This window comes from Micromonospora sp. WMMD998 (assembly GCF_029581235.1).
Lineage (GTDB): Bacteria > Actinomycetota > Actinomycetes > Mycobacteriales > Micromonosporaceae > Micromonospora.
The window spans coordinates 3,391,114-3,415,005 of record NZ_CP120740.1 but is presented as its reverse complement, the minus strand read 5'-3'; the positions used below and the strand labels follow the sequence as shown (position 1 = coordinate 3,415,005).

General features: G+C 73.9%; 23 protein-coding genes. 4 read left to right on the top strand and 19 right to left on the bottom strand.

All coding sequences use genetic code 11. The annotated features are described in order from the left end of the window. Position 1: 1 nt before the first annotated feature. The 7 genes from O7619_RS15890 to O7619_RS15860 all read right to left on the bottom strand — a co-directional run bounded on the left by O7619_RS15890 (position 2) and on the right by O7619_RS15860 (position 6,570). Positions 2-925 (bottom strand): NADH-quinone oxidoreductase subunit H, encoded by a 924-nt coding sequence (locus O7619_RS15890; protein WP_282281666.1) that lies wholly within the window; start codon positions 923-925, stop codon positions 2-4. Further along, positions 922-2,034, bottom strand: a complete 1,113-nt coding sequence (locus tag O7619_RS15885; protein ID WP_282281665.1) for a hypothetical protein — start codon at positions 2,032-2,034, stop codon at positions 922-924. Before O7619_RS15885 ends, O7619_RS15890 begins: the two co-directional genes overlap by 4 nt. After that, positions 2,025-2,348, bottom strand: coding sequence for an NADH-quinone oxidoreductase subunit A (locus tag O7619_RS15880; protein WP_282288846.1), 324 nt, complete (start codon positions 2,346-2,348; stop codon positions 2,025-2,027). The genes O7619_RS15885 and O7619_RS15880 overlap by 10 nt, the downstream gene beginning before the upstream one ends. A 95-nt stretch (positions 2,349-2,443) precedes the next feature. After that, entirely contained in the window at positions 2,444-4,123 is a 1,680-nt protein-coding gene (ctaD, locus tag O7619_RS15875; protein WP_348774320.1) for a cytochrome c oxidase subunit I, read from the bottom strand. Positions 4,124-4,186: 63 nt separating this feature from the next. After that, the gene (locus O7619_RS15870) at positions 4,187-4,447 is read right to left on the bottom strand and encodes a DUF1622 domain-containing protein (protein WP_282281664.1); all 261 of its coding nucleotides are present in this window, start codon (positions 4,445-4,447) and stop codon (positions 4,187-4,189) included. Continuing rightward, positions 4,444-4,854: a DUF1622 domain-containing protein gene (locus tag O7619_RS15865; protein WP_282281663.1), complete on the bottom strand. Its 411-nt coding sequence runs from the start codon at positions 4,852-4,854 to the stop codon at positions 4,444-4,446. The genes O7619_RS15870 and O7619_RS15865 overlap by 4 nt, the downstream gene beginning before the upstream one ends. Positions 4,855-4,995: 141 nt before the next feature. Further along, positions 4,996-6,570, bottom strand: coding sequence for an ANTAR domain-containing protein (locus O7619_RS15860; protein WP_282281662.1), 1,575 nt, complete (start codon positions 6,568-6,570; stop codon positions 4,996-4,998). A gap of 472 nt (positions 6,571-7,042) precedes the next feature. Between O7619_RS15860 and O7619_RS15855 the strand changes: the two genes are divergently transcribed. Beyond that, a complete protein-coding gene (locus tag O7619_RS15855) occupies positions 7,043-8,026 on the top strand; it encodes a hypothetical protein (protein ID WP_282281661.1) in 984 nt (327 codons plus the stop codon). A 44-nt stretch (positions 8,027-8,070) separates the two neighbouring features. Here O7619_RS15855 and O7619_RS15850 read toward each other — a convergent pair whose 3' ends face one another. The 3 genes from O7619_RS15850 to O7619_RS15840 are packed head-to-tail and all read right to left on the bottom strand — an operon-like array spanning position 8,071 to position 10,230. Then, positions 8,071-9,285, bottom strand: coding sequence for a cation:proton antiporter (locus O7619_RS15850; RefSeq protein ID WP_282281659.1), 1,215 nt, complete (start codon positions 9,283-9,285; stop codon positions 8,071-8,073). 55 nt (positions 9,286-9,340) lie between these two features. Then, positions 9,341-9,775, bottom strand: a complete 435-nt coding sequence (locus tag O7619_RS15845) for a ChaB family protein (RefSeq protein ID WP_282281657.1) — start codon at positions 9,773-9,775, stop codon at positions 9,341-9,343. A 20-nt stretch (positions 9,776-9,795) separates the two neighbouring features. Continuing rightward, positions 9,796-10,230: a phage holin family protein gene (locus O7619_RS15840; RefSeq protein WP_282281656.1), complete on the bottom strand. Its 435-nt coding sequence runs from the start codon at positions 10,228-10,230 to the stop codon at positions 9,796-9,798. Positions 10,231-10,362: 132 nt separating this feature from the next. On the opposite strand from O7619_RS15840, the gene O7619_RS15835 reads away from it, so the two are divergent. Further along, positions 10,363-11,649, top strand: coding sequence for a low temperature requirement protein A (locus tag O7619_RS15835; protein WP_282281655.1), 1,287 nt, complete (start codon positions 10,363-10,365; stop codon positions 11,647-11,649). 72 nt (positions 11,650-11,721) lie between these two features. Further along, on the top strand, positions 11,722-12,402 hold the full coding sequence (locus O7619_RS15830; protein WP_282281654.1) for a hypothetical protein: 681 nt from the start codon (positions 11,722-11,724) through the stop codon (positions 12,400-12,402). A 42-nt stretch (positions 12,403-12,444) separates the two neighbouring features. On the opposite strand, the gene O7619_RS15825 is transcribed toward O7619_RS15830, so the two are convergent. After that, positions 12,445-13,308: a L,D-transpeptidase family protein gene (locus tag O7619_RS15825; RefSeq protein WP_282281653.1), complete on the bottom strand. Its 864-nt coding sequence runs from the start codon at positions 13,306-13,308 to the stop codon at positions 12,445-12,447. Positions 13,309-13,426: 118 nt separating this feature from the next. Here O7619_RS15825 and O7619_RS15820 point away from each other — a divergent pair, with 118 nt between their 5' ends. After that, on the top strand, positions 13,427-14,629 hold the full coding sequence (locus O7619_RS15820; RefSeq protein WP_282281652.1) for a DUF2254 domain-containing protein: 1,203 nt from the start codon (positions 13,427-13,429) through the stop codon (positions 14,627-14,629). A gap of 6 nt (positions 14,630-14,635) precedes the next feature. Here the strand turns inward: O7619_RS15820 and O7619_RS15815 are convergent, their stop codons facing one another. From O7619_RS15815 to O7619_RS15780, 8 genes are all read right to left on the bottom strand, one after another. Continuing rightward, entirely contained in the window at positions 14,636-15,046 is a 411-nt protein-coding gene (locus tag O7619_RS15815; protein ID WP_282281650.1) for a hypothetical protein, read from the bottom strand. 123 nt (positions 15,047-15,169) lie between these two features. Further along, positions 15,170-16,426: a HAMP domain-containing sensor histidine kinase gene (locus O7619_RS15810; RefSeq protein ID WP_282281649.1), complete on the bottom strand. Its 1,257-nt coding sequence runs from the start codon at positions 16,424-16,426 to the stop codon at positions 15,170-15,172. After that, positions 16,426-17,097: a response regulator transcription factor gene (locus tag O7619_RS15805; protein WP_282281648.1), complete on the bottom strand. Its 672-nt coding sequence runs from the start codon at positions 17,095-17,097 to the stop codon at positions 16,426-16,428. The genes O7619_RS15810 and O7619_RS15805 overlap by 1 nt, the downstream gene beginning before the upstream one ends. Positions 17,098-17,149: 52 nt before the next feature. Continuing rightward, positions 17,150-18,418: a cation:proton antiporter gene (locus O7619_RS15800; protein ID WP_282281647.1), complete on the bottom strand. Its 1,269-nt coding sequence runs from the start codon at positions 18,416-18,418 to the stop codon at positions 17,150-17,152. Further along, the gene (locus tag O7619_RS15795; protein WP_282281646.1) at positions 18,415-19,746 is read right to left on the bottom strand and encodes a cytochrome P450; all 1,332 of its coding nucleotides are present in this window, start codon (positions 19,744-19,746) and stop codon (positions 18,415-18,417) included. The genes O7619_RS15800 and O7619_RS15795 overlap by 4 nt, the downstream gene beginning before the upstream one ends. Further along, positions 19,743-20,834, bottom strand: a complete 1,092-nt coding sequence (locus O7619_RS15790; RefSeq protein ID WP_282281644.1) for an alpha-hydroxy acid oxidase — start codon at positions 20,832-20,834, stop codon at positions 19,743-19,745. Before O7619_RS15790 ends, O7619_RS15795 begins: the two co-directional genes overlap by 4 nt. Then, positions 20,821-22,383, bottom strand: a complete 1,563-nt coding sequence (locus O7619_RS15785; RefSeq protein ID WP_282281643.1) for an NAD(P)-binding domain-containing protein — start codon at positions 22,381-22,383, stop codon at positions 20,821-20,823. The genes O7619_RS15790 and O7619_RS15785 overlap by 14 nt, the downstream gene beginning before the upstream one ends. A 12-nt stretch (positions 22,384-22,395) precedes the next feature. After that, a complete protein-coding gene (locus O7619_RS15780; protein WP_282281642.1) occupies positions 22,396-23,883 on the bottom strand; it encodes an aromatic amino acid ammonia-lyase in 1,488 nt (495 codons plus the stop codon). Positions 23,884-23,892 lie beyond the last annotated feature (9 nt).

The window sequence follows — 23,892 nt, the reverse complement described above, 5'->3', positions numbered from 1 at the left end:
CTCAACCCCTCCCCACCACGAGCACGGCCACCACGAGCACCTGCGCCAGCGTGGCGGGCAACACCACGAGCCAGGCCACGCGCATCAACCGGTCGGCCCGCAGCACCGGCACCCGACCACGCAGCGCCACCAGGGCGGCCAGCACCGCCAGCGTCTTCACCACGCTCCACAGCCACGCCGGCAGCAGCGGCCCCGACCCGCCACCGAGGAACAGCGCCACCGCCGTCGCCGCGCCCGCCGCCAGCAGCGCGTACCGGCCGGCGAGCAGGACCAGCCGGTCCACGCCGGACGGCTCGGCCAGCACGCCCCCGGCGACGTCCCGTCCGTCCGGGTAGGCGAACGGCCCGGACATGCCGAACGCGAGCACCGCGCCGAGGAAGACCAGGAACGCCACCGGCATCCACACCACGAACCACAGCTCCCGCTGCGCCGCCACCACGTCGGCGATCCGCAGGCTGCCGGCCGCCACCGCCGGGGCGGTCAGCGCGAACATCAGCGGCAGTTCGTAGCCCAGCGCCTGCGCCAGGAACCGGTAGCCCCCGACCAGGCCGGGCACGCTGTTGCCGCCCCACCCGGCGAGCCACACGGCCGCCCAGAGCAGCACGTCCATCGCGTTGAACCAGACCACGCCGACCGGCAGGTCGGCCACCACCCGGTCGCCCAGCGGCACCACCACGACCATCAGCAGCGCCACCACCAGCGGCCCGGCCAGCCCGAGCCGCCACAGCAGCAGGTCCGCCGCCAGCACCTGTCGCCGGCGCTGCCGCAGCAACCGGGCCGTCTCCCACACCGGCCGCCCGGCCCGGCCCGCGAGCGTCGGCCCACCGGCCGGGTCGAGCAGTCCCGCCAGCACCGCGGCGGCCAGCGCGAGGCCGAGCAGCACCCCGGCGGCCGGGAGCACACCCCACCACGGACCGGCGGTCACGACCGCACCCCGGCGGCCACCACCGCGTCCGGGTCGGGGTCGAACGAGGCCAGCACCACCCGGGCGGCGGCCAGGTCGAGCCCGACCGTCAGCCGGGCGGCCACCGCCAGCACCGACGCCGCGTCCGGGTCCGGCGCGGCCGGGTCACCGCCGGCCAGCAGCCGGTCCGTCTCGGCCAGTCGGCGCCGCCACCGGTCGGTCGCGTCGCCGCACACCGCCGCCGGGTCGGCCAGCCCCGCACGCCCCGCCGTCACCTCGGGCAGCACGCCCAGCCCGTCGGTGGCGCGGCGCAACGCACGCGAGCGCCGGGCCCGCCGGTCCAGCGCCCGGAAGTCGGCGTACGCCGTGGCGAGCGGGACGTCGTCGGCGAGCGCGTCGCGCAGCCGACGCGCGGCGACCGCGCCGGCCGGCCAGCCCACCACCGCCCAGAGCCGGCCCAGGGCGTCGAGGTGGGCCACCGCCTGCCGCCGCCGGCGCAGCTCGGGATGGTCCACGTCCGGGTACGGCCGCACCGCCGCCGGATCGGCCGGGGGCAGCACCCGGGCGTCCGCCGACTGCACCACGTCGCCCTGCACGGCCAGCTCCACGACCAGGCCGGCCGGCCAGTCCGCGAGCACCGGGCCGAGCGCCAGGTGCAGCACGTCCAGTTTCAGCCCGTCGCGGTCCTCGGCCCGCTCGGCCATCATCAGGCCGCCCGGCATGGACATCCCGTCGTGGTCGCCGTGGCCGGACGGTCCCGACCCCCCGACGTGCTGCCCGCCGTCCGCCTCCGGCCCGTGGTCCGCCGGCTCGCCGTCGGTCCCGGTCAGCCGGGCGACGGCCGCGCGCAACGCGGACGCCGCGCCGGCCGGGTCGGTGACCCGCACCCGCGCGCGGGGACCCGGGAACTGCGCCCACACCCGCTCGACCGCCGCCGCCAGCTCGGACCCCGGTTCGCCGGCCACCACCAGCAGGTCGGCGTCCGCCGGGGACGCCGCGAGCGGCCATCCGGCCCGGTCGGCGTGCGCCTCCACGGCCAGGCGGGCGACGGTGGCGCCGGGCGCGGCCACGACCAGTGGATGCGGCCGGCGGGCCGCCCAGCGGCCCAGAAGGTCACCGGTCAGGCCCACCGCAGCGCGCCCTCCCGCCAGGCGTAGACGACGCCGGCCATCAGCAGGCCGAGGAAGACGAACATCTCCACCACGGCGGGTACGCCGACGTCGGCGACCACCACCGCCCAGGGGTACATGAACAGCATCTCCACGTCGAAGGCGAGGAAGAGCAGGCTGACCGCGTACCAGCGGACGTGGAACCGGGAGACGGCGTGCTCGCGGGGCGGCAGCCCGGACCGGAACGCGGCGGCGGTCGACGGCGTGGCGGCCACCGCCGTGCGCAGGTGCGCCAGGTACAGCGTGCCCACCCCGGCGGCGGCCAGCCCGAGCATGGCCAGTACCGGCGCGTACCGTCCCATCCGTCCGTCCCCTTTCCGATCGGTGTCGTCCACCCTGCCAGCCGGCCGGCGTTCCCGCCCGAGATCGGTCAGTCCGCCGGAGACCGCGGGCCGGGCGGCACCGCCGCGGCGCGTTCCTGACGGAGGTCGTACGCGGGTCGCTCGGACCGGATGCGGGGCATCCGGTCGAAGTTGCGCAGCGGCGGCGGGGAGGATGTCACCCACTCCAACGACAGGCCGTGACCCCACGGATCGGGCTCGCGCACCACCGGGCCGAACCGGTAGGAGCGCCACACGTTCCACAGGAAGGGCAGCGTGGAAACGCCGAGCACGAACGACCCGATGGTGGAGACCGTGTTCAACGCGGTGAAGCCGTCCTGCGCCAGGTAGTCGGCGTAGCGGCGGGGCATGCCCTCGGCGCCGAGCCAGTGCTGCACCAGGAACGTGGTGTGGAACCCGATCATGGTCAGCCAGAAGTGGATCCTGCCGAGCCGCTCGTCGAGCATCCGGCCGAACATCTTCGGAAACCAGAAGTAGACGCCGCCGAAGACGGCGAACACGATCGTGCCGAACAGCACGTAGTGGAAGTGCGCCACCACGAAGTACGAGTCGTGCACGTGGAAGTCCACCGGCGGGCTGGCCAGCAGCACCCCGGTCAGGCCGCCGAGCAGAAACGTGACCAGGAAGCCGAGCGCGAACAGCATCGGCGTCTCGAACGTGATCTGGCCCCGCCACATGGTGCCGATCCAGTTGAAGAACTTGATCCCGGTCGGCACCGCGATCAGGTAGCTCAGGAAGCTGAAGAACGGCAGCAGCACCTGGCCGGTGGCGAACATGTGGTGCGCCCACACGCTCATCGACAGCGCCGCGATGCCCAGCGTCGCGGCGACCAGCCCCCGGTAGCCGAAGACCGGCTTGCGGGAGAACACGGGGATGATCTCGGTGATGATGCCGAAGAACGGCAAGGCGACGATGTAGACCTCGGGGTGCCCGAAGAACCAGAACAGGTGCTGCCACAGCATCGGCCCGCCGGTGGCCGGGTCGTACACGTGCGCGCCGAGCTGCCGGTCGGCCAGCGCCGCGAGCAACGCGGCGGCCAGCAGTGGGAAGACCAGGATCACCAGCACGGCGGTGACCAGGATGTTCCAGGTGAGGATCGGCATCCGGAACATCGTCATGCCGGGGGCGCGCAACGTCAGCACGGTGGTGATCAGGTTGACCGCGCCGAGGATGGTGCCCAGTCCGGAGATCACCAGGCCGACCGCCCACATGTTGGCGCCGACGCCCGGCGAGTGCGCCGGCCCGGCGAGCGGCTGGTAGGCGGTCCAACCGAAGTCGGCCGCGCCGCCGGGGGTGGCGAACCCGCCCAGCACCAGCAGCCCGCCGAACAGGTAGAGCCAGTAGGCGAACGCGTTGAGCCGGGGAAACGCCACGTCCGGCGCGCCGATCTGCAACGGCACCAGATAGTTCGCGAAGGCGAACACGATCGGGGTGGCGAACAGCAGCAGCATGACCGTGCCGTGCATGGTGAACATCTGGTTGTACTGCTCCGGGGAGAGCAGTTGCATCCCGGGGCGGGCCAACTCGGCCCGCATGACCAACGCCAGCAGCCCGCCCACCAGGAAGAAGCCGAACGCCGTGGTCAGGTAGAGGATGCCGATCTGCTTGGCGTCCGTGGTACGCAGCAGCCGCGCCAGCGCCGAGCCCCGCACCGGCCGGCGGACCGGCCCCACCACGTCGACCGGCCCGGGCGCCGTCCACAGGTCCATCAGCTCCCCCTCCCCTGCGCGGAGGCGATGTCCGGCCGGGCCGGGCCGGAAACCTCGGCCGGTTCATTTCTCGCCGGTGCTCGCCGCCCGGGACGGCCCCAGGCCGAGACCGACCAGTTGCCGGACCGCGATGATCGCCGCCGCGCTGAGCAACTGGTCCCAGGACGGCGGCAGGGCCAGCCGGAGCAGCCCGGCGGCGAGCCACAGGTCGAGCGCGACCCGCAGCGCGAGCCGGCCGTCCCGGGCAACGACCAGCACGACCAGCCCGGCGAGCAGCCCGGCGGCGACGCAGGCCGCCGCCGCGTACCCAATGAGGGCGCTCACGACGGCCGTCCCGCGGGCTCGTCCACCGGATCCGGTGTGGCCCGGCCCTCGCTCCGGGCCAACTCCGCGCGTTCCTGCCGGATCTCGCGGGCCAGGAAGAAGTTCAGCGCGGTCCGGATGGCGGCCACCGCGGCCAGTTCCCCGATCTCCCGCAGGGTCGGGGCGATGGCGGTGCGCAGGATGTCGGAGGCGAGCTGGAACTCCAGCCCCAGCGCCAGGAAGCGGCCCAAGCCGAGCCTGACGGGCACGAACGCACGGGTCCGCCGGTCGCGGAGGCCGACGACCACGAAGCGCACCAGGGCGGTCATCGCGCCGACGAAGATGATCAAGGCACCGGCGGTCTCCACCAGTCGCACCAGCAGGTCGACGGAGTGCGACAGCCACTCCTCACCGAGCACATCGTCCATGACGCGCTCCGGTGCCCGCACCGGTCGGGGTCACGCCCCCTCGGCGGTAGACATGCGTCACGTCGCGCACCGCGTCCTAGGAGGCTAGGTGAAAGCCGGATCAGGACCTGCCACCAGCGGCACCCACCAGGACTGGCGACGTCAGCGGCGGGCCACCGCGCCGTGCACCTCGACCACCCGGCCGTCCGGGTCCATGACGGGCTCGACGACGAGCCGCACCGGCCACGCCGCACCGCGCCGACGCACGGTGAACTCCAGTTCGGCCGGCTCGGCCCGCTCGATCAGGGCGCGCAGTGCCGCCCGTACCCGGGGCGCGTCCGGCGGCGTCGCCCAGCGGTGCAGCGCGCCCAGCGGCAGCGGGCCGTCGGCCGGATCCCGGCCGAGCACCCGGTACGCGCCCGACGACCAGGCGACGGAGTCGCCCGCGAGGTCCCACTCGACCCAGCCGACGGCGCCGGCCCGCTCCAGCCGGGCCGTGCGGTCCGCGGCCCGTCGCTGCTCGTCGTGGTAGTGCCAACTGGCGAGCAGTCCGTCGCCGAACGGAACGGCGCGGAGGCTGAACAGCACCCGGGCCGGCCGGGCGCCGCCGGCCCGCCACACCTGACCCGGGCCCCAGTGGAAGGGACGCCCGTCGCGCAGGGCGCGGGCGCACCCGGCGACGATGCCGTCGTCGGCCGCCGACGGGTGGAGTTCGAGCAGCCGGCGACCGGTGAGCGCGTCCCGCCCCCGCTCCGCGCCGTCGGTCGCGTCCGGGCCGCACCGGTCGAGGCGGAAGTCGACGACCGCCGCGTCGTCGTCGCGCACCGGTGACCACCACGCCACCGATCCGGGCAGCACGTCGAGCACCGCCTCCAGCCAGTGGGCGGCCGGCGCGTCCCCGACTCCCCCGGACAGCGCCGACAACCGGCGGCCGGCGACCTCGGCGAGCGCGCTCAGGTACGCCCGTGCCACGTCGTCGAGATCCCGGTGCGTGCCCCAGCTGATCGCGGCCACCCCGATCGTGCGGCCGGCCCGGCGCAGCGGAAGGCAGACCCGCACCGCTCCGCCGCCGATGAAGTCGTAGCCCCGGCGGCGGGCCTCGTCCCGGGTCAGCCAGAGCGGGTCGCCGTCCACGGCGGCGCGCAGCAGCGCCATGTTCACCGTGCCGGGGGCGCGCTGCCACATGCTCGCCACGGACGGCGGCAGGCCGTACGAGCCGACCAGCCGGACCGCGCCGTCCGGTTCGAGCAGACCGAGCAGGGTCGAGTCGGCACCCAGGTGGCGTACCGCCCCCGCCAGCGTCTCGGCCAGCGCGTTCGCGTCGCCGGCGGTCGCCATGGCGGCTCGGGCCAGGTGATAGCGGGCGGCGGCCTCGCCGGTCAGGGGCACCGAGCCGTCGCTGTCCGGCTCCGGCCGGGGCGCGGGCGGGTGCAGGTAACGCTCCGGCCGGAACGGTTCGGGCGGGGGCGGCGGGGCCGAGGGCGGCGGTGCGGCGGCGCCGAGCAGCCCGGCGGCCACGTCCACCAGCCGGATGTTGCTGTGTTGGGAGATCCGCCTCAGCCGCGCGAACGCCTCCTCCGGCGAGCAGCCCTGACGGGCGATCAGCAGACCGGTGGCCTGCTCCACCACCGCGTGCGCGCGCCGCTCCCGGCGCAGCGCGTCCAGCTCGCGTTGCAGGCGCTGCACGGTCGCCACCAGGGGTGGGGGCGGGACAGCCGCGGCCCGCCGTCGCGTCACCTGTTCTCCTCGCCGTCGGTGCGTCGTCGACGTGACCGGAGCCCTCGGCGACGACAGGGTGGACCTCAGCCGACCCTATCTCCGCGGGTGCCGGCCGGCACGGCGGCGACGGCCGCTCCGCCTCGACGCCCCCCGCCGCGACGCCCGGCCCGGCCGGGCAGACACCGGCGGCCCGGCCCCGAACCGGCAGGCAGGGAACCAGTCGGGTCAGCCCGGCCCGCCGCAGCAGGTGCAACCCGTTGGGCGGCACGTTGACAAGCGTGAGCCGGGCCCGCACGTGCGCGCAGGCCCGGTGCAGGTCCAGGACCGTCCGGGCCAGCCGGGGCGACTCGACCGACGCCCGCCGCAGGTCCACCACCACCCCGCGGGGCCGTTCGGTCACCGCCATCCGGGTGAGCCGGTCCCGGAGCACGTCCACGCCGTCGTCGTCGAGAACCCCGGTCACGCCGGCCAGGGTGGTGACGCCGGCACGGTGGAACGTCACCCGGACCCCGGCGCCGCCGGCGTCGACCGGCGCCTCGGCGGTCATCTCCCGCCGGAGCAACCCGATCGCCCGGCGCAGCAGGCGGGACACGTGCATCTGGGAGACGCCGAGCAGATCGCCGATCCGCTCCTGGGTCTGGTTGCCGTGGAAGTAGCGGATCACCACACCGCGCTCCCGCTCCGGCAGTCGGCGCAGCGCCGCCAGCAGGTCCAGCCGGTCGCAGAGCCCGTCCACCCTCAGGTCCCGCTCGGCCAGCAGGTCCTCCCGCTCCGCCGGCTCGTCGTCCGCGCCGGCCGGCCGGTGCAGGGACACGTTCCGGTACGCCCGTCCGGCGGCCAGCGCCTCCACCACCACGTCGACCGGCACGCCCAGGTGCCCGGCCACCTCGTCGGGCCGGGGCGCGCGCTGCGAGCGGCGGGTCAGTTCGGCCTCGGCGGCATGCACCAGCAGGTAGCGCTCCTGCAGGCTCCGGGGCACCCGGACGTCCCAACCGTGGTCCCGGAAGTGGCGCTTCAGCTCGCCGAGGATGGTCGGGGTGGCGTAGCCGACGAACGGCACCCCGCGCCGGGGGTCGTACCCGTCGACCGCCTTGACCAGGCCGTAGCAGGCCACCTGCACGAGGTCGTCGAGGGGTTCGCCGCGGTGGGCGAACCGGCGGGCCAGGCCCACGGCCAACGGCCGATGGACCTCGACCAGCCGGTCCCGGGCGCGCCGGGCGGTGGGGCCGTCGGCATCGCGCAGAGCGGCGAACATCTCGTCGACGTCTGCGTCGGACCGCGAGACGGACATGGTCATGGTCGTCCTCCACGAGGGGCAGCGGGTCGGTCGGCGCGGGAGCGACCGCCGCGTCGCGTGGGTGGCACGCGAGCGGGCAGGGGTCGACCCCGGACAGGCGCGCCGAGCCGTCAGGTGGACGTGGTCGTCCTGGTGCCGTTGGTCGACACCGCGGCTGCCAGGCGCGAGCTACCGTGATCGCTTTCCGGGCGCGCCGGCGGTAAACCCGGGTCCGCGTACCGTTACCGCTTCGAGATCTCGCGCTGCCCGGCGGCGTACCAGCGGCGGCCCGGCATCGCCGTGACGCCGTGCACCACGACGCTGAGCGCGACGACGAGGCTGCCGGCGGTCCACAGCGTCTCCTGCCGCGCGCCCTCGTCGGCGCTGAAGGCCAGGTAGAACAGCGCGGACACGCCGATCGGGCCGAACCAACCGAGGAAGACCAACTCCCGCCAGGGCAGCCCGAGCGGCTTCTTCAGCGCCAGCACCACCGGCAGCCGCCGCAGCAGCAGCACCGCGACGGCGAACAGCGGCAACCGCCACCCGGCGTCGAGCCAGTCGCGCCACGGCAGTTCGACGCCGAGCAGGAAGAACAGCGGCAGCAGCAGATAGCGGGTGAGCGAGTCGTCGAGCTTCTGCTCGGCGAGGCGCGGCTGGTCGCCGATGACCCGGTTGTAGGCCAGCCCGGTGACGAACGCGGCGAGGATGCCGTCGGTGTCGAGCACCCGCGCCACGCCGAGCGCGGCGATGCCGAGCAGCACCGCGAACACCAGCAGCGAACCCTGGTCGAGGGTCTCCCGGCGGCTCGCTGCCCGCACCGCGTGCCCGGCCACCCAGCCGAGCAGGACGCCGACGCCCACCGCGCCGAGCACGCCCCACACCGCCGCCGTCACCTGATCGGTCCAGGGCTGCGCGCCCACCGCGGCCAGGGCGAGGACGACCAGGGGGAAGGCGAGCCCGTCGTTGCCGCCGGACTCGCCGCTGAGAACCTTCCGGAGCCGCTCGGGCAGTTGCCGCTCGGCCGGGCCGCCGGAGACGATGCTGGAGGCCAGCACCGGGTCGGTGGGGGTCAGGCAGCTCCCCAACAGCACGGCCAGCCCCAACGGCACGCCGAGCACCAGCCAGGACAGACCGGCGCTGAGCACGGCCATGCCGACCATGCCGGCGGAGAGCAGCACGAGCACCGGCCGCAGCACGGCCCGGTAGCCGGAGGCGGAGAAGCGCAGCGCGACGGCCATCAGGGACACCGCCAGCAGGGCGCGGCTCACCTCACGGATCAGCTCGGCGCCGAGCCGGTCGGCGACGTCGACCAGGCCGAGCACCGGGCCCGCCAGCACCCCCAGGCCCAGGGCGAGCAGCGGCTCGGACAGCACGGTCCGGCGGATGGCGCTGGACCAGAAGGCGAGCAGGACACCGAGCCCTCCCACGAGGGCGTACGCGAGCAGCAGCGGACTCATGGCCGCCCGCTACCCGCCCCGGCCCCGACCACACCCCACTCGCGGGGTCGACTCCTCACCGGCGCCGGGCGCGGGCGGTGGCCCGGGCGTTGGCCTTCTCGATCGCCTCGACCAGCTCACCCTTGTTCATGTTCTCCGGGTCGTCGATGCCGACCTTGCGCGCCACGTCGTCCAGGTGGCCCTTGCCGGCGTTGGCGTCCACCCCCTGGGCGGTGGGCCGCTCACGCTCCCGTGACGCCGGGGTGCCCTGGGCCGCCTGCGGGTCCGAGGGGCCCTTGTGCTCCTTGGGCTCCCAGTGGTCGCCGACCTTCTCGTGGGTGTGCTTCAACGACGCGTAGGCGGCCCGGTGCGCGCGCTCGCCGTCGCCGTAGCTCTCCTCGGCCGACTCCAGCGTCTTCTTGTAGGTGCGCACGGCCTTGTCGTCGGAGCGCGCGATGGTCGACGGGACGTCGTCGCGCATCTCCTCGGCCTGCTCGTGCTTGTCCGGCATGTCGTCCTCCCGTTTCCGCGTCACCTGTCCAGTTCGTCGCGGGCGGCCTCGGCGCCGGCGGGCAGCACCCGCCCGGCGGTGCCGGTGACCATGTCCCGCACGTCGTCGGCGAGCCGGGCCGACGGGCCGCCGGCCGCGCGCAGCCGCGCCAGGCCCACCCGTCCCAGCAGCACGGCCGTCACCAGATAGCCGGCGGTGAGGCTGGCGGCGGCCAGGCGGCGCGGGAGCATCGTCTCCAGCACCCGCAGCACCGTGGTGGACGCCGATCCCGCGCCGAGCACCAGGCAGCCGCCGGCGGCGGCCAGCAACGCGATCCCCACCCCCGCCGGGCGGGCCGCCTCGCCCACCTGCGCGCGCACCGCCCGGACCTCTGCGCGGACCACCTCGGCCACGTCCTCGGCCAGCCGCTCGGTGGGGCTTCGCCGCCCGTCGCCGGCCACGGTCCCGTCGCTCATCGCACCTCCCGCTGCGCCACCGCGTGCTCCCGGCGTACCCGGCCGGGCGGGCCGCACACCCCCGGCTTCTCCGTCGGCGGGTACGGCGGCAATAGCCCGGGTCGGCTCCGCCGGATGCAGAAGACTGGCCGGGTGAGCAGCCCACCGCACCTGCGTCGGTCCCGGTGGCTGATCCCGGTGGCGCCGGGCAGCCGGGTCACCCGGCTGGAGCTGTTCTACGACCTGATCTTCGTTTTCGCCTTCCTCAACGTCACCGGGCTGGTCGCCCGTGACCTGGCGGTGTCGCGGCTGGCGACCGGCGTGGTGGTGGTGGCGCTGCTCTGGTGGTGCTGGACCGGTTTCGTCGCGCTCGGCAACGTGGTCCGCGCCGACCACGGCGTGCTCCCGGTGCTCGGCTTCGGCATCATGGCCGCGGTGTTCGTGCTCGCGATCACGATCCCGCAGGCCTTCGTCGACCAGCCCGACGACCTGCCCGGCCCGCTGGTGTTCGCCGGCGCCTATCTGATCGTGCGCGCGCTGACCTCGGTCGGGTTCCTGTTCGTGCTCACCCGCGCCGGGCACACCCGCGTCCAGCTCGGCGCCGTCACCGTCCCGCCGCTGCTGGCCGCCGTGTTCATCGGGGTCTCGCTCACCGCACCGTGGTGGGTGCCGGCCGGCGCGGTCCTGGAAACCCGCCTGGTGCTGTGGACCGCGGCCCTGCTCGTCGAGTACGCGGTGGGGCTGGTCCTGCCCTACGCGCACTGGTCACTGCCGTCGGCCGGGCACTGGGCCGAGCGACACGGCCTGATCGTGCTGGTCGCCCTCGGCGAGGTGGTCATCTCGCTGGGCCTCGGACCGGGCCGGTTCGACCAGCTCGCCCTGACCACCCGGGTCATCACCGCGTCCGTGCTGGGCATCGCGCTGGTCGCCGCGTTGTGGTGGCTGCACTTCGACAGCCTGGCGGCCGGGGTGGAGCAGGTTCTGCACCGCACGCGCGACCGGGTGCGGGTGCCGCTGGCCCGGGACGTCTACACCTACCTGCACCTGGGGACCATCACCGGCGTGGTGACCGTCGCGTTGGGCCTGAAGCTGCTGCTGGAAGCCGTCGCCATGCGGGACTCCGCGCTGTCCGGCCCGGTCAGCGCGGTCCTGCACGGCGGGGTCGTGATCTACCTCCTGAGCCAGGCCGCGGTGTCCCGTCGCACGTTCGGCCGGGGCGGGCGCTCCACCGTCGCCACCGCACTGCTCGTCGCCGCGCTCGCCCTACCCGGCGCGCTCGTCCCGCCGCTGGTCTCCCTGGCGGTGCTGGTCGCGGTCTGCGGCGCGCTCGCCGTGTTCCAGCGGATGGCCGGGGGGCGCAGACGGATCAAGGCGGTGCTGCGCCGAGAGGAACACGCCGTCGAGGAGGCGGTCAGCCAGTGGCGGAAGGAGCACCTGTGAGGCGGTCGCGCTGCGGGACCACGGCGCGCGACACGACCTGCCCGGTGTCCGATCGCGGTAGGCTGCCGCAGGGTGAGTGACAATCCGGGCCGACGACACCGCGAGGACGACGCCCGCCTCAACGGCCTCGCCCACCGGTTGGACAAGCCGATGGGCATCCTGGGGCTGTTCTTCCTGCTGCTCGTGCTCGCGCAGGCGATCGTCCACGACGAGCCACTGAGCACCGTGCTCACCGTCACCAGTTGGATCCTGTGGGCGGTCTTCGTCGCCGAGTTCACGCTCCGCGCCTGGCTCGCCCGCCACCACGCGCGCGAGTTCTGGAAGCACAACTGGTGGCAGTTGATCTTCCTGGCGGTGCCGTTCCTGCGTTTCCTGCGCGCGGCGAGCGCGCTGCGGGCGGCCCGGGGCGGCGGCGTGGTCGCCGCCGCCATCCGCGGATCGCGGTCCGCCGGCCGGCTGCTCACCGACCGGCTGGCCTGGCTCGCCGTGGTGACCGTGGCCGTCATCCTCGCGGCCGGGCAGTTGCTCGTCGTCACCGGTTCCTACCGCAGCCTTCCCCGCGCGCTGCACGACGCGGCCTTCACCACCATCACCGGTGAGCCGCTGCGCGTGACCGACACCTTCGCGCAGGTCCTGGAGCTGGTGCTGGCCGCGTACTCGGTGGCGGTGTTCGGCACGCTGGCCGGCGCGCTCGGCGCGTTCTTCCTCAGCCGGGAGCGGGCCGAGGACGAGCGCCGCCGGCCAGACGAGTGAGCGCCGCCGTCCGGCCCGCGCCGGCCGCCCGCACGTGAGCGCTCAGTACACCCAGACCCGGGTCTTCTTCGGCAGGACGTCCTGCGCCCACAGCCAGTCCATCGCCGGCAGGGTCACCCGGACACACCCGTGCGACGCCGGATACGGCGGGACGCTCGTGTAGCCGTGGATCGCGATCCCCTGCTCCTGGAAGTACTTCGGCCGGTACAGCCGGCCGAGCGGGCCGTCGCGCCAACCGTCGACCTGCCAGTCGATCGTCCACTTGCCGCGCGGGGTGTCGGCCAGATAGGTCTCGCCCTGGTAGGTGTAGTGCTCGAACGTGCCGGTCGAGGTGTGGAAGATCCGGCTCACCTCGCCGTCGTCGACGATCATCAGCAGTTGCCGGTCCAGGTCCACCTCGGCGAGGTGACCGGCGGTGCTGCGGGCGTCCGGGCGTTTCCCGTCGTCGAGCGCGGCCCGGGTCTTCGGGCCGACGATCCCGTCGGGGCGTAGGCCGGCGGCCTTCTGCGCCGCGTAGACCGCCTGCTCGGTGAGCGGGCCGAAGGTGCCGTCGGACTCGCCCACCCAGTATCCGAGCCGGTCCAGCCGCTCCTGCAGCGCCCGGACCGCGTCGCCGGTGTCGCCACGACGCAGGGCGTCGGGCGCACCGGCGTCGGGCGGGCTCGACGGCGACGGGGGCGACGACGCCGAGGGTGACGCCGACGGGCTCGACGACGAGGGCGACGCCGTGGTCGGCGCGGGCGTGGGCGCCGCACCTGTCGCCGGGGCCGTCGAGGTCGCCGACGGCGGTGTCGCCCGGCTCGTGCCGGACGGGGCCGGTCCCGGGTCCGGGTCGTCGCCGCAGCCGGCGGCCAGCACCAGCAGGGCGGCCGAGGTGACGGTTGCCGTGATGTGTCGGCTTTTCATGATCAGCGTGCCGGGGTCCCGGCCCACCCCCTTCGCGAATCCGGTCGGAGTCTCCCCCACCAGGTAAACAGACCCTTCGGTAGGTATGCAAAGGGCCGCCAGTGGGGACTAGGGCGGGGTGAACCCCGCCCCGCGTACCCTTCGCGCCCGGCTGACCGCGGCCTGGTCCGGCTTCTGGCTGGTGCCGGCGGCGTTCGCCGCCGGTGCGGTGCTGCTGGCGCTCGGGCTGTCCGTGGCCGAGCTGCAGCTCGGCCTGCCGACCGGCGGTTTCCTGCCCAGCAGCGCGGCCGGCGCCCGATCGCTGCTGTCGTCGATCATCACCGCGATGATCTCGTTCACCGCGCTGGTCTTCTCCATCACCGTGGTGGCCGTGCAACTGGCCAGCAGCCAGTACTCGCCCCGGGTGCTCCGGACCTTCCTGCAGGACCGGATCACGCAGGCGGCGTTGGGCACGTTCCTGGCGACCGCGCTGTTCGCCATGGTGGTGCTGGCCGCGCTCCCGGCCGGCTCCGACACCCGGCTGCCGGAGCTGTCGCTCGCGGTGACGATGGTCCTCGTGCTCGCCAGCAGCGGGCTGTTCGTCTACTACCTGCACCACGTCACCACGGTCATGCGGGTCTCGCACATCATCGTGGCGGTCGGCGCGCAGACCCGCCGGGTCATCGAGGACCAGTATCCGGTCGGCCCGCCGCCCGGACCCGTCGCGCCGCTGGCCCCACCGGCGCAGGTGATCACCGCCACCGCGCCCGGGATGGTCGATTACGTCGACCTCGACCGGCTCGCCGCGCTGGCCCGGCGGCACGACTGCGCCCTGTCGGTCCTGCCCGCGCCGGGCGACTTCGTCGTGGCCGGGCAACCACTGATCGCGGTCCACCCGCTGCCCGGCAGATCCTCCCCGACGCCCGTGCCGGCCGCACGGGCGTGCGTCGCGGTGAGCCTGGGCGTCGAACGGACCCTCGGACAGGACGTCGGGTTCGGGTTCCGGCAGCTCACCGACATCGCCGAGCGTGCCCTCTCCCCCGGGATCAACGACACCACCACCGCCGTCCGCAGCGTCCAGGAGATGCACGACCTGCTGCGCCGCCTCGCCGGCCGGCCCGGTCAGCGCCTGCTCGTCGACGACCCCGACGGCACCCCGCGCGTCCGGGCCCGGACACAGGTCTTCGACGGCTTCCTCGCCGTCGCGATCGACGACATCCGGCGGTCGGGACAGGACCAGCCACGGATCACCCGACTCCTGGACGCCGTGCTCGCCGACCTGCGCACCGTGGCGCTGCCGGAACACCTGCCCGACATCGTCCGACGGATCCGGGCGACGTAGCCCGCGTCAGTCCCAGGCCGTGACCTCGTCCGCGGCGAGCGCCCGCCCACCCTCGAAGGCACGGTACGGCCCGGAATCACCGAGCCGGTATCGCCCGTCGAGGTCGCGATGGGAGAACTCGACCACGGTGCCGCGCACGGTCACCAACTGCGGTGGCTCCGGCGCCGGCGCGGCCGTCGACAACACGAGCAGCGTGCCTTCGGTCAGGTCCACGTCGTGCACCACGAAGGCGGTGTCGCCGATGACCCGCTCGACGGTGGCGGTCACGGTCAGCCGTGCGCCCACCTCGGCCCGGGCGACGGTGCCCAGCCGGACCGTGGACGTCGGCTCCGGGCTGGGCTGCGCCGCCGGCCGGCTCGTGCAACCGGCCACGAGCAGGATCCCCACCGGCACCGCCACAAGCGCCCGCCTGTCCATCCCTGGTCCTCCTCCGCCTCGTCGCGCCGGTAGGAACGTTTCCCCGGCAGGTGACGGCACCGGCGCGGAACTGTCACGATCAGGTGACGATCGGGGTACCGGCCGGAATGCGGCACAGCCCCGTCACCGCGGGTTCCTGATCCGCGCGGCCATACCCGTGGTGATCGGCGATCGCGGCATGGGCAGGCGCACCGTGAAGCGGGCTCCCCGGCCCGGATGGCCCTCGGCCACGATCGTGCCGTGGTGACTCGTGACGACCTCCTGGAGCAGGGCCAGTCCCAGGCCGAATCGGCGGTCCCCGGAGGCCGCGCCGCGGTGGAAGCGGTCGAAGATCCGCCGGGCGTCCGCCTGGTCGAACCCGTCCCCGGTGTCGGCGATCACGAACTCGGCGCAGGTGTCGACGGCCCGGAGCGTCACGGTGATGCGGCCTCCCGCCGGGGTGTGGGCAAGCGCGTTCGCGAGCAGCTCGCCGACGACCCGCCGCAGGGCGGACTCGACACCCGGCACCCGCAGTGCGTCGCCCGGGGTGTCCAGGGTGAGGGCGACCTGGCGTTCGGCCGCGCGTTCGGTCTCGGCGGCGACAGTCGTCCCGATCAGCGAGGTGAGATCGACCGGCGGGTGAGGTGTCCGGTCGGCGGGAGTGGCGGCGAGCCGGGCCGAGAGCAGCAGGTCGTCGACGATCTCGCCGAGTCGGCGGGTGGTGCCGATCAGTCGTTCCAGGTCGTCCAGGTTCGCGGCGACGCCGTCGTGGCGCGCCCGCCGGGCGATCACCTGGGCCCGGGTGTGCACCTGGGCGATCGGGGTGCGCAGTTCGTGGCTGGCGTCCGCGACGAAGCGGCGCTGCCGGGTCAGCGCCTCCGCGAGCGGTGCGACGGCTCGACGGCCGACGAGCACGCCGGTCAGCATGGCGGCGAGCAGCCCGACCGCCGCCGCGAGGCTGAACGCGAGCAGGAGGTGCCGGCGGTCGGACAGTTGGAAACGGGCGTCGAACACCGCCTGGACCACCATGTCGTCACGGGCCTCGGTGCGCACGTGGTAGGTCGTGCCGTCACCCGCGACCGTGGTGATCTCGGTGGTCCGGGTGCGCGCCACGGTGTCCAGCGCGTCCCGCAGCGGGAAGCCCGGTGGCGGCGGGTTGCTGCCGGTGTGCACGGTGGTGCCGTCGTACTGGAAGATCCAACTGCAGGCGGGCGGGCCATCGATCGTGCCGTGCGCCGCGCCCCACGCCAACTCGCGCTGGATCTGCGCCTCCTGGCCGCGGACCAGGACCGCGTAGGAGATGCCGCCGGCAAGCAGCAGCAGGGCACCGATGGTCAGGCCGACGAGCAGGCCGATCCGGAGCCGGGTCCGTCGGACGATCGCGCGCTCGGCCGTCTCCATCAGAGCGTGCCGAGGCGGTAGCCGAGCCCGTGCACGGTGCGAACCACCGCACGACCGAGCTTGCGCCGGAGGTAGTAGACGTAGGTGTCCACGATGGACGCGGCGGCGGCCTCTTCGAAGACCTTACGGCGCAGCACGGCCCGTGGATGTACGGCGTTCGGCCGGGCCGCCAGCACCCGCAACAGCTCGAACTCGCGGGCGGACAACGCCACCCGGGTGCCGTCGGCGAGCACCGCGTCGCGTGGCGCCAGGTCGAGCAGCCCGGCGCCGATGCGGAGCACGCGGGTCGACTCGGACGCGCGCCGGCACAGTGCCCGGACCCGGGCGCTCAGCTCATCGAGGTCGAAGGGTTTGACCAGGTAGTCGTCGGCGCCCGCGTCCAGCCCGGCGATCCGGTCGTCGACCGTGCCGAGCGCGGTGAGCATCAGGGTCCGGGCCGGGACCGCCCGGGCGCGTAGCCGGGTGACCAGGTCGAGCCCGTCGAGTGCCGGCAGCATCCGGTCGATGACCATCACGTCGTAGGATCGGGTCAGCCCGAGATGCAGCCCGCGCTGACCGTCGAAGGCCCGGTCGACGAGGTAGCCCTCGTGACCCAGCGCCTCGGTGAGCAGCTCCGTCAGGTCCGCGTCGTCCTCGACCAGCAGCAGCCGGTTCGATCGTCCACCCCGCATCCGTCCACAATCTCATAGATAAGAGACGATGAAAGTCTCGGTAGTTGTCTATTCAATAATCTGAAACCACCAGCACGGGCGTGCGGACGGCCTCGGGCCGCCGAGCCTCCCGGCGCTCGATCCAGCTCAGCGTCGGCGTCGTCATCAGCGTGGTGACAAGCGCGACGAGCACCAGCACGGTGAACAGGGACGGGCTCACGATGCCCGCCTCCAACCCGACGTTGAGCGCGATGAGCTGCATCAGGCCGCGGGCGTTCATCAGCGCGCCGACCCGCAGCGCGACACCCGACGGCTCGCCGCGGAGCCGGGCCGCCGCCCAGCAGGCGCCGAACTTGCCGGCGATCGCCGCCGTCACGCACGCCAGCGCGAAGAGCAGCACCGGCACGGAGCCGAGCAGGCCGAACTCGGTACGCAGGCCCGAGTAGGTGAAGAACAACGGCAGGAAGAGCGTCGCGGCGACCGGGGTGAGGGTGCCGACCACCCTGTCGGTGTTCTCGGTACGGGGCATCACCACGCCGACCGCGAACGCGCCGAAGACCGCGTACAGCCCGATCTCGTCGGTGTACCAGGCGACCAGGAAGAGCAGGGCGACCGTGCCGAGCAGCCGGGCGCGGTCGTCGAGACCACGACGGGTCATCAGCGCGGCGGCGATCCCCCGTCCGCCGAGCCAGAGCAGCAGGCCGAACAGAACCGCCCCGCCCGCGGTGACGATCGCCGGCCCGGCCCGGCCGGAGGCGACCGCCAGGACGGCGGCGAGCATGATCCAGGCGGTCACGTCGTCGATCGCGCCACTGGCCAGGGAGAGTGTGCCGTGCCGGGTGCCGGCGTGCCCGTGTTCGGTGATGATCCGGGCCAGCATCGGGAACGCGGTGATGGCCAGGGCGACGCCGACGAACGCGGCCGACACGCCGAGTGACGTCCCGTCGGCCCGGATCGGCACCGCGTCGGCCGTCACCAGGACCAGCAGCACCCCCAGCAGGAGCGGCGCGGTGACCCCGGCCAGCGAGACCACTCCGGCGGTGCCGGCGAGCCCGGTGACCCGGTGGGCGCTGAACGCGTACCCGGCCTGGAACATGAACAGCACCAGGCCGACCTGGCCCACGACGTAGAGGACCGGAAGCAGGGGAGCCGGGAACAGGGCGTTCTGCACGCCCGGCAGGAGGAGCCCGAGCAGCGACGGGCCGAGCAGGACGCCGGCGAGCATCTCGCTCACCACGGCCGGCTGGCCCGCCCGGCCGAGCAGCCAGGCGACGCCCTTGCAGAAGATCAGGATCACGGTCACCGCGATGAAGAACCGCGGCGCCAGCTCCGTCGGGGTCATCGGACCGCCCTCTCGAAGTAGGTGGTGCACAGACGCTTGCGACGGGCGTCGACCACCATCCAGGTGCCGAACACGAGTTGCCGGACACTGCGCCCCACGTCGGCCCACCGGTCCCGCACCCGCATCGCGGCCAGCCGTGGCCGTCCCGGACCGGTGAGCCCGACCGGTGTCAGATACGCCGGACCTCGGCTGGGCAGCGACCGGGTGTGGGAGGCCGACGAGGCCAGCACGTACCGGCGCAGCACCTCCCGGGTCGCGGCGCGCATCATCACCGGCGCCACACCACGGGCCGGACAGGCCCGGTTCGCGGTGACCCCGAACGGGATGAAGTGCGCGTCGCCGCGCTTGAGCGTCAGCCACCGGTCCGGGGCGAACCGGTCGTCGCCGGCCGCCCCGCCGCGGTGGAACGCCAGGTAGTTGAAGAGCAGCACCGTCCCGGCCGGAAGCGACACCCCGGTGGGCAGGGTGATCGGCGCCGACGTGATCCGGTGCGCGACACCGAAGAGCGGGTGCACCCGCAGCGTCTCGTCGATCACCCGGTCCAGCGCGTCGTCGTCGTCGAGTCCCGCCTGGACGTCGGGATGCGTGGCGAGGGCGAGCAGCACGTGCGCCATCGCCTCGGACATCTGCACGACCGCGGTGTTGAAGAAGGCGCCCTGCAGATACCAGGCCGTCTCCTGGGCGGTGAACGGCGGCGGCAGCGTCACCGGACAGGTTCCCGCCCGGATCCGGTCGGACAGATACCCGGTCAACCGGTCCCGCCGTCGCATGTGTCGCAGGCCGGTGCACTTCAGCCCGCTGACCACGTCGTCGGCGTTGGCGACGATCAACGCCCGCGCGTCCGGGGGACACGCCTCGCCGAAGACGAGTTCGTAGTAGACCTCGGCCCAGACCGGCATCATCAGATCGCGCAGCCGGACGTGGCTGATCCGGTCGGTCGGCAACCGGTCGAGCGCCCGCCCGGTGGCGGCGGTCGCGAGGTCGTCGCAGCGCCGGCTGCGCACCGCGAGCACCCGCCGGGTCGTGGCGGCCACGGTCCGGTAGCGCTCGCCCGGCTCCAGGTGTTCCTGGTGCATCTGCGGTCCGGGGGCCAGCCAGTACCAGAACAGGTCCGACAACCCGGCCCCCCGGCTGCGTCCGTCCGCCGCCGGATCCGCGTACACCCGCTCGAAGTGTTCCATGCCCACCGTGGGACCGGGCACCGGCACGCCCTCGGCCCCGTTGACCGTGACGAACACCCGCTCCCGCAGCCGGACCACCGTCCGGGGCAGCCAGTACGGGACGGTCCACAGCGCGCCGATCCCGGCCAGGACGATCAGGACGGTCATCCGCACACCGCCGTGGCGACCAGGTCACCGCACAGGTCGGCCGGTCCGGTCGCGCCGGCCAGCGCCAGCGCCCGGTCCAGGTCCGCGTGGAGCAGGTCGAGCACGTGGCGTACCCCGGCGGCGCCGCCCACCGCGAGCCCCCAGAGCACCGGACGGCCGATCAGCACCGCGGTCGCGCCGAGCGCCAACGCCACCAGGACGTCGGCGCCCCGGCGGACGCCGCCGTCGAGCAGCACCGGCAGCCGACCCGCCACGGCCTCGACGACCGCCGGTAGCGCGTCCAGGGTGGCGAGCGCGCCGTCGAGCTGCCGGCCGCCGTGGTTGGAGACCAGCACACCGTCGAGACCGTACGAGACGGCGAGCGCCGCGTCGGCGGGATGCAGCACCCCCTTCAGCAGGATCGGCAGCGTGGTGACCTCGCGCAGCCAGGCGATCCGGGCCCAGTCCAGCCCGGCGTCCATCCCGATGTCGCGCACCCGGCCGTTGGCGTCGCGCATGTTCTCGCAGACCATTCCGGCCGGCAGGTCGACGAAGCCGTGCCGCAGGTCGCGTTCCCGCCGGCCGAACACGGGCGAGTCGACCGTGACGACGAGGGCGGCGCAGCCGGCGGCCTCCGCCCGCCGTACCACGGAGGCGGTGAAGTCGAGGTCCGGCTGCGGGTAGAGCTGAAACCAGAGCGGCCCGCCGGCGGCGGCGATCTCCTCGACCGGCCGGGTGGCCGCCATGCTGACCACCATGATCGTGCCCGCCTCGGCGGCGGCGCGTGCGGTGGCCACCTCGCCCGCCGGGTGGGCCAGCCGGTGGAACGCGGTCGGCGCGACCAGCACCGGCATCGAGATCCGGCTGCCGAACAGCGAGATCCGCAGGTCGCGCCGGCGCGTGCCGCGCAGGACGCGGGGCACCAGGTAGCGCCGGCCGAAGGCCGCCTCGTTGGCGCGGACCGTCCGTTCCTCGCCGGCCCCACCGGCGAAGAAGTCCCAGTGCACCGGGTCCAGCCGACGCCGCGCGTCGGCGGCCAGCTCGGCCAGGTTCAGGGCCGCGCCGTCCCACGCCGCGCCGTCCAGCGGGCGCGTCTCAACGCTCGACACGGCTGAGGCAGCGGTCGAGGAACGCGGCCAGCGGCGCCACGTGGACGTCCGGCCGGTCCCACCGGTTCTCCAGGTTCTCCGCCAGGTGGTGGGTGGCGAGGACCTGGCCGGCCCGGTGGTGGCGGACGACCGGGTGCAGGTAGGCGGCGTCGTGGGCCTGGCCGACGGCGTTTTGGGCGACCCGGTTGACCGTGACGTCGAACGGATCCACCTGGTCGTGCTCGGGGCCGTACTCGAGGGTGACGACGAAGGCGTCCGTGTAGTCGTGGTCCGCGGTGCGCAGGCCGGTGCGGGCGAAGTACTCGACCGGAACCTCGTCGTGGTAGCGCGCCTCCGATCCGGCCACCGTGACCACGTCACCGAGGAAGCCGAACTGCTGCCACAGGGCGGAGGTGCGGTTGATCCGCGCGACGACGGCGTCGGCGATCAGCTCCGGGGTGGCGTCCACCTTCTCCGCCGGCCACGGCGCGTCCCCGTACCGTCGCTCCAGGATCCGGTGCAGCGCCCGTACGCAGTAGCGGAACCCGTGGATGAACCCGCTCGTCGAGCGCCGGAAATCCCGCTCCTGGGAGATCGTGCCGGCGAAGAAGAGGCCGGGCACGTTCACCGACTCCCACTCCGGCGTCTGCGCGGGAAAGCGGTCCCTGATCGCGAGGTCCGGACGACAGGTGTCGTCGAAGATCGAAGCGTCGAACGCGAACCCGGTGCAGGCGAGCACCCGGTCGTAGCGCAGTTCCTTGACCACCTCGTCCGCCCGGGAGAACGAGAACGTCACGGTGAAACCGGTGTCGTCGCGTGCGATGCGCGTGACGGTGCCGTCCAGGATCGCGTTCGCCGACTTCAGTTGGTAGGTGTCCAGGAAGTTGTTGTTCACCGCGCGCAGGTGCCCCACGTAGTGCGTGCGCCAGGCCAGCCGGACCGAACTCGGCCCGGCGACGTGGATCAACGTGGTGGTCTCCATCAGACTGTCGGCGGTCTCGAACGCGGAGTTCCCCTTGCCGATGATCAGCACCTTCTGGTCGAGGTAGTCGCGCGGGTCGACGGACATCTCCGCGTACTGTTCGGCAAGCTCCAGCCCCGCGATGTCCGGCCGGTACGGCCGGGAGACCCCGGTGGCGACGATCAGCCGTCGGGCCCGGAAGACCTCCCCGGCCCGGACCTCGAACACCCCGTCCACCTTGCGGACCGAGGTCACCCGGGAGTTGTACCGGACCCGCACCCCCGTCTTCGCGGCGAAGTCCGCCAGGTAGCGGACCATCACGTCGGCGTCGGGGAAGTACCGTTCCGTGTAGCTGGTGAACCGCAGCGCCGGGTCGTCACTGAGCAGTGAGTTCCAGTCCAGCCGCAGGTTCAGCTCCGGATCGTCCGAGCCGGTGTGCGGCTTGTTGATGGAGATCAGTTGCCGGTGGCGGGGAAAGGTGGCGAAGAACGCCCCGGGGATGTCCGCCTGTTCCAGGACCAGATAGTCGCGCTTGCCCTCGGCCTCCAGCAGAGCGGCGAGTTGCAGGCCGGCCGGCCCGGCCCCGACGATCAGATAGTCAAGCGTCAATGCGCTCACCCCTCACGAAAGAGAAACGGAGAAATCCGCGATCACGTCGGCCGCGCGCCGCACGTCGGCGTCCAGCGGCCGGTCCGGGTCGACCGGCGGTACGACCGCGGCCACCGCGGCGAGCGCCTCGGCGCAACCGGACGCGGTCGGCGTACGCGCGCCGACGTACGCGGCCTGGCGCAGCCCCACCGCGAGCGACCCGACGACGAGGCGCAGCAGCCGGGCCTGGTCCAGCGCCCGCAGCGCGGCCTGGGTGCCGAGTGGGATGACATCCTGGTTGTGCAGGTTCGTCGGCACGCTCTGCATGCTCGCCGGCATGGTGTCCCGGCGGATCTCGGTGATCAGCGCGGTCGCCGCCAGTTGCACCCCCTGGAGCCCGTGCTGCTGTCCCGGGCCGGCGGCCAGCATCGGCGGCAGGCCGCCGTTGCGGTTCGGGTCGACGAGCAGGTCCAGTTGCCGTTCGGCGAGGTTGCCGACCTGCGCCACCACCATCGACAGCAGGTCGGCGGCGAACGCGGCCGGCTGCCCGAAGAAGTTGCCGCCGTGCACCACGAGGTCGTCGTCGGGAAAGAACAGCGGGTTGTCGGTGACGCTCGCCAGGTCGGCCGCGACGACGGCGTCGACGTGACGCAGCGCGTCCTCGGCCGCGCCGAGCAGTTGCGGCGCGCACCGCAGGCTGTACGGCTCCTGCAACGGACGTTTGCCGGACCCGACGAGTCCGTCGCTGACCCGGCGCATCCGCGCGCCCACGTCGATCGCGCCCGGATGGCCGTACGCGGCCAGCAGCCGGGCGTCGAGGAACTGCGGGTCGCTGCCGAGCAGGTCGGCGAGCAGGCAGGTGAGCACCTGGACCGCCAGGTGCGTGGCGCGCACCTCGGCCAGCGCCAGCGCCGTCGCCGCGGTGGTCAACGACGTGCCGTTGACCAGGGCGAGGGCGTCCCGGCCGTCGAGCGGCAGCGGTTCGAGTCCGGCCCGCTCCAGCGCCTCCGCCGCGGGCAGCCGAACCCCGTCCAGATAGGCGTGGCCCCGACCCCGTAACGCCTGGGCAGCCGCGCCCAGCGGGATCAGGTCGCCGCTGGCGCCCACCGAACCCAGCCGGGGCACCGCGGGGACGAACGTGGTCGCGAGCATCGCCACGAGCGCGTCGATGACATGCGGGGAGACCCCGGACGCGCCGCGGGCCAGCGACGCGGCCCGCAGCAGCAGCGTCGCGCGGACCACCTCCGGATCGAGATCCGGGCCCTGACCCGCGCCGAGGTGGGCGAGCGTGTTGTCGGCCTGGTCCCGCAGGTCGGCGCGGCCGGCGTATCCCACCAGGGCGCCGAAACCGGTGGTGGCGCCGTACACCGCGCGGTCGTGGTCGAGCACCTCGGACAGGAAGGCACGGGCGGCCGTGACCCGGTCCCGGACCCGCGGTCCGACCACGACCTTGATCGGGTCACGGGCGGCGCGGAGGTCGGCGATCCGCAGTGGGACATCGAGGTCCACCTCTGTCGTCATGCGATCGCA

Bases quoted from the DNA above. Each gene is read 5' to 3' on its own strand.
- O7619_RS15780 (WP_282281642.1), bottom strand. From the start codon at position 23,883: ATGACGACAGAGGTGGACCTCGATGTCCCACTGCGGATCGCCGACCTC.
- O7619_RS15825 (WP_282281653.1), bottom strand. From the start codon at position 13,308: ATGAAAAGCCGACACATCACGGCAACCGTCACCTCGGCCGCCCTGCTG.
- O7619_RS15795 (WP_282281646.1), bottom strand. From the start codon at position 19,746: ATGACCGTCCTGATCGTCCTGGCCGGGATCGGCGCGCTGTGGACCGTC.
- O7619_RS15840 (WP_282281656.1), bottom strand. From the start codon at position 10,230: ATGAGCGACGGGACCGTGGCCGGCGACGGGCGGCGAAGCCCCACCGAG.
- O7619_RS15865 (WP_282281663.1), bottom strand. From the start codon at position 4,854: ATGGACGATGTGCTCGGTGAGGAGTGGCTGTCGCACTCCGTCGACCTG.
- O7619_RS15805 (WP_282281648.1), bottom strand. From the start codon at position 17,097: ATGCGGGGTGGACGATCGAACCGGCTGCTGCTGGTCGAGGACGACGCG.
- O7619_RS15810 (WP_282281649.1), bottom strand. From the start codon at position 16,426: ATGGAGACGGCCGAGCGCGCGATCGTCCGACGGACCCGGCTCCGGATC.
- O7619_RS15815 (WP_282281650.1), bottom strand. From the start codon at position 15,046: ATGGACAGGCGGGCGCTTGTGGCGGTGCCGGTGGGGATCCTGCTCGTG.
- O7619_RS15880 (WP_282288846.1), bottom strand. From the start codon at position 2,348: ATGCTCGGGCTGGCCGCCGCCGGGGTGGGCACGCTGTACCTGGCGCAC.
- O7619_RS15845 (WP_282281657.1), bottom strand. From the start codon at position 9,775: ATGCCGGACAAGCACGAGCAGGCCGAGGAGATGCGCGACGACGTCCCG.
- O7619_RS15800 (WP_282281647.1), bottom strand. From the start codon at position 18,418: ATGACCCCGACGGAGCTGGCGCCGCGGTTCTTCATCGCGGTGACCGTG.
- ctaD (WP_348774320.1), bottom strand. From the start codon at position 4,123: ATGGACCTGTGGACGGCGCCCGGGCCGGTCGACGTGGTGGGGCCGGTC.
- O7619_RS15850 (WP_282281659.1), bottom strand. From the start codon at position 9,285: ATGAGTCCGCTGCTGCTCGCGTACGCCCTCGTGGGAGGGCTCGGTGTC.